The following is a 4,283-nucleotide window of genomic DNA, read 5'->3' as shown; positions in this document are numbered from 1 at the left end:
GGGCACGCGCACGAACTCCGCCTGCCCGCCGTCGTACCCGCCGGTGGTGTGCGAGTAGCCGTAGATGCCGCCCACCGCCGTCGCGTTCGGGTTCACGTTGTGGCAGTTCGAGTACAGGCCGCGCGCGCAGAAGTAGCAGGACCCGCAGTAGACGTTGAAGGGGACCATGACGCGGTCGCCGCGCGTGAGGTTCCGGACGGAGGGCCCCACCTCCTCGACGACGCCGATGAACTCGTGCCCGAACGTGGTGCCCACGCGGGTGTCCGGCATCATGCCGTGGTAGAGGTGCAGGTCCGACCCGCAGATCGCAGCCGTGGTGACCCGGACGATGGCGTCGTTCGGGTGCTCGATCCTCGGCATGGGTTTCTCCTCGACCCGGACCTTGTAGGGCCCGCGGTACACCATGGCTTTCATCGTCCGCCTCCTTCGTCGCTGGTCCGGCCAGCGTTGCACCGTCGCGGCGGCGCATCAACGGTCCGATGGCGGAGGAAAGGGGATGCGGAGGAGTCGGCGGGGTGCTACGCCTGCTGCTGTGCCGTCACCCGGGCCTGCGCCGCGAAGAGCCATCCCGCGGCGGCCGAGAGCGTGAATCCGACGCCGACGATCCAGGCGAGCCCCCACCAGAAGAACAGGGGTACGTTCGCCGTGCCGGGTTCGGGTGCCGGCCCGATCGCCTGCACGGAGAAGTACAGGGCCGCCGACAGCGCGAGGCTCCCGAGCCCGAGCACCCAGCACGCCGCGAGCCAGCTGCGGGCCGACCCCCAGTGCGCGCCGAACCCCTGCCAGTTGTTCCAGGTGTCGCCGGTCCGCATGATGATCAGCCCGCCGACCAGGGTCCACGTCCCGACGACGAGGAGCGCCGCCACCACATCGGCGGGCCGGTGCCAGAGGTTGATGAAGGTGGCCGCCCCGGCGAGGACGGAGTACGACCCGCCCGCCGCTGCGGCGAAGGGACGCCAGCGCGGTGTCGCGATGACGAACACGGCCGCGGCCGCGGACGCCGCCAGCGTCGTATGCCCTGACGGTAATGAATTGAAGGCGAGCGTCGCGACGCCGCGGTCCGGCCGGTCGAACACGACGTTCTTCAGGAGCTGCGTGGTCAGGTTCGATGCCAGGATCACGGCGACGGCGATGAGCGCGGCCGCATACCTCCGACGCCTCAGGGCGACGAAGAGGATGGCGGCGGCTGCGACGATCACCGAGATGGTGGGCAGCGTGTCCAGGAAGCGCAGGAAGGGACCCTGGGTGTCCGGCGCCGCGACTCCGGCCTCGCGCCACGCGGACTCGTCGGCGAACTGGCCCGTGGTGGTGCGCACGAACGCCCAGTAGGTCCAGCCCAGCGCGCTCGCGCACGCCACGGCGGCCAGCACGAACAGCAGCGGTGAGCGTGCTGCCCGTGCCTGCCCGGTAGAGGTTCGCTGCGACGTCATCGACCCAATCGTTCCACATGATCCTGCGAGTCCCGTAACCGTCCCGTGACCTCCGGCCGGGACCGTACCTCCCGTACCCTGAGGTCGTGCGCACCCCTCCGCCTACCCCACCGCCTACCCCACCGCCTGCCCTGCCGACGCCTCCGACGTCGCCGCTGCCGCTGCCCGGTCCGGCGGAGGTGGCCGGGTCGGCGCGCGTGGTCTCGGTGCCCATGCGGGTGAAGTTCCGGGGCGTCCTCCAGCGTGAGGCGCTCCTGGTGCGGGGGCCGGCGGGATGGGGCGAATTCTGCCCTTTCCCCGAGTACGACGACGCCGAGTCCGCCCCGTGGCTCGCGTCCGCGATCGAGGCGGCCTGGCACGGCTTCCCCGAACCCCTCCGGACGTCGGTGCCGGTCAATGCCACGGTGCCGGCGGTCGGACCGGACGCCGTGGAAGGCGTGCTCTCCCGCTTCGGAGCGGTGGACGCCGTCAAGGTGAAGGTCGCTGAGAAGGGGCAGGATCTCGCGGCCGACGTCGCCCGCGTCGCGGAGGTGCGCAGGCTCCTCCCGGAGGCCGGGATCAAGGTGGATGCCAACGGTGGCTGGGACGTCGGGGAAGCCCTGGCCGCGCTCGACGCGCTGGCCCGCTTCGACCTGCAGTACGTGGAACAGCCCGTTCCGGACATCGCAGGCCTGCGGACCGTGCGGTTCGAACTGCGCCGCCGCGGACACCGGGTGCTGGTGGCCGCCGACGAGAGCGTCCGCCGGCAGGACGATCCGCTGCGCGTCGCCCGCGAGGACGCGGCCGACATCCTGGTCATCAAGGCCCCGCCGCTCGGCGGGGTCCGGCGTGCTCTCGACATCATCGGACGGGCGGGCCTGCCCGCCGTCATCAGTTCCGCCCTGGACACCTCCGTCGGGATCCGGGCCGGCGTGGCCCTGGCGGCCGCGCTGCCGGACCTCCCCTATGCCTGCGGCCTCGCGACCGTGTCGCTCATGGCCGGTGACGTCACCGACGCCCCCCTGGTGCCGCACCTGGGGCGGATCGGGGTACGGGAGGTCGAGGTCTCCGAGGAGAAGCTGCACAGGTTCGCCGCCGCCCCCGACAGGAGGCAGTGGTGGCTGGAACGCCTGGACAGGGCCTACGCCCTCCTGGCCGACGGATCGCGGGAATCCCGCGGCTGACAGGACGACACGCGAAAATCACACGGCGGAAATACGGGCACAACACGAGCGGGCTAGGTTAGATCGTCAATGGTCTTGTGAGAGGAACAAAACCTTGACAACTTCGGACTCCCTGCCGCGCCCCGTCGTCGGGCTGACGTCCTACCTCGATTCCGCCGTGACAGAGGGTTGCGGAACGATCGAGGCGGCATTCCTGCCCCAGAACTATCTCGCGCCCGTACTCGCCGCCGGCGCCATCCCGGTGCTGCTCCCTCCGCAGGGGACCGACGGCGGTGTGCTCGAGCACCTGCTGCCGAGGCTCGACGGCGTGATCGTGGTCGGCGGCTGGGACATCGACCCAGCACGCTACGGCGCCGAACCGCACGCCGAGACCGATCGTCCGCACCTCCTGCGTGACGCGTGGGACTCCGCCGTGGTGCGGGAGGCGGTCCGGACCGACCTGCCCCTGCTGGGGATCTGCCGTGGCGAGCAGATGCTCAACGTGGCGCTCGGGGGTTCACTGCACCAGCACCTGCCCGACCTCGTGGGCGAGGGAACGTACCAGCTGGGGGACCACCGCTTCAACGCCATCCCCGTGGACCTCCGCCCCGGTTCGCACGTCGCCCGGGTGATGGGCGGCACGCGCGTCGAGGCGGTGCCCGTCTCCCACCACCAGGCCGTGGACCGGCTGGGGCTCGGCCTGCAGGCTGCGGCGTGGAGCGACGACGGCGTCATCGAGGCGATCGAACTCCCGCAGAACCGTTTCTGCATCGGGGTCCAGTGGCACCCCGAACAGAGCCCCACCGAGACAGCGCTGTTCGACGCCTTCATGCAGGCCGCCCGGGAACGGCAGCTGGGCCGGACACTCCCGCTGCATCTGGACGGAGCCTTCCAGGAGATGGGCCTGCCGGCCGGCTGAGCAGCCACCCGGGCGGGGGATGCCTGTTCGATCGCCGTTCACCCGGCGTTCATCGGCTCGCACCATGGATGTTCAGGTGTCCTCGGAAGGGTGGAGGCGAACCCGTTCGCCCCTGGAAGAGGTACCACCCATGACTGAAACCACGCGCCGCCTGCTGCCCATGCTCGGCCACACCAAGGGGAAGCGCAGTGCCGTCACCTGCGCACTCAAGTGTGACAATGCGTGTTCCGACGCCGTCTGCAACACCTCCGCCAACAACTACTTCCGGGACATCGTCTCGAGTGAGTTCTCGCGCCGGAGCGCACTCGGTGCCGGTGCCGCAGGTGCGCTGACGCTCCTCGTCGGTATGCAGACCGGAGCGGGCTCGGCCCAGGCCGCGCCACCGCCCGGCAAGGGCTACCTCAAGAGCAACCTGCCGTTCGACGCCATCGCGCCCGTCGATGCCCTGGTCGACGACATGACGGTGCCGCAGGGCTACGGCTGGAAGCCGGTCATCCGCTGGGGCGATCCGCTGTTCAGCGCGTCTCCTGCATTCGACGCCGAGAACCAGACCGCCGCCGCGCAGGCCCTGCAGTTCGGGTACAACTGCGACTACACGGACATCCTCGAGGTCGAGGGCAGCAAGGGCCGCCGTGCGGTGCTCTTCGCCAACCACGAGTACACGAACGAGACCATCATGGTTCCGCCGACCCTGCCCGCCGCCGAGGTCCGCGGCATCGGCAAGGCGGCGCACGGACTGTCCGTCGTCGAGCTCGAGCGCAAGAACAAGAACAAGCCGTGGTCCTACGTCCA

Annotated in this window: 5 protein-coding genes; 3 read left to right on the top strand and 2 right to left on the bottom strand. The window is 70.4% G+C overall.

The genetic code is table 11. From position 1 onward, the window contains the following. Both CVO76_RS09870 and CVO76_RS09865 read right to left on the bottom strand, forming a co-directional pair. Nucleotides 1-414, bottom strand: a 414-nt coding sequence (locus tag CVO76_RS09870; protein ID WP_208739122.1) for an alcohol dehydrogenase catalytic domain-containing protein, incomplete at its 3' end; no start/stop codon positions are given. Nucleotides 415-518: 104 nt separating this feature from the next. Beyond that, complete coding sequence (locus CVO76_RS09865) at nucleotides 519-1,430, bottom strand: phosphatase PAP2 family protein (protein ID WP_208739121.1); 912 nt, start codon at nucleotides 1,428-1,430, stop codon at nucleotides 519-521. An 86-nt stretch (nucleotides 1,431-1,516) separates the two neighbouring features. Between CVO76_RS09865 and CVO76_RS09860 the strand changes: the two genes are divergently transcribed. The 3 genes from CVO76_RS09860 to CVO76_RS09850 form a co-directional block, all read left to right on the top strand. Continuing rightward, nucleotides 1,517-2,593, top strand: coding sequence for an o-succinylbenzoate synthase (locus CVO76_RS09860; RefSeq protein WP_432206092.1), 1,077 nt, complete (start codon nucleotides 1,517-1,519; stop codon nucleotides 2,591-2,593). A gap of 94 nt (nucleotides 2,594-2,687) precedes the next feature. Further along, nucleotides 2,688-3,491, top strand: coding sequence for a gamma-glutamyl-gamma-aminobutyrate hydrolase family protein (locus CVO76_RS09855; RefSeq protein ID WP_208739120.1), 804 nt, complete (start codon nucleotides 2,688-2,690; stop codon nucleotides 3,489-3,491). 130 nt (nucleotides 3,492-3,621) lie between these two features. Beyond that, nucleotides 3,622-4,283: alkaline phosphatase PhoX (locus CVO76_RS09850; RefSeq protein ID WP_208739119.1), on the top strand; the 662-nt coding region annotated here is incomplete at its 3' end.

The sequence above is a fragment of the Arthrobacter agilis genome, from assembly GCF_002953615.1.
Classification (GTDB): domain Bacteria; phylum Actinomycetota; class Actinomycetes; order Actinomycetales; family Micrococcaceae; genus Arthrobacter_D; species Arthrobacter_D agilis_B.
The sequence above is the reverse complement of the archived record's forward strand: the minus strand, read 5'-3'. Positions and strand labels throughout refer to the sequence as shown.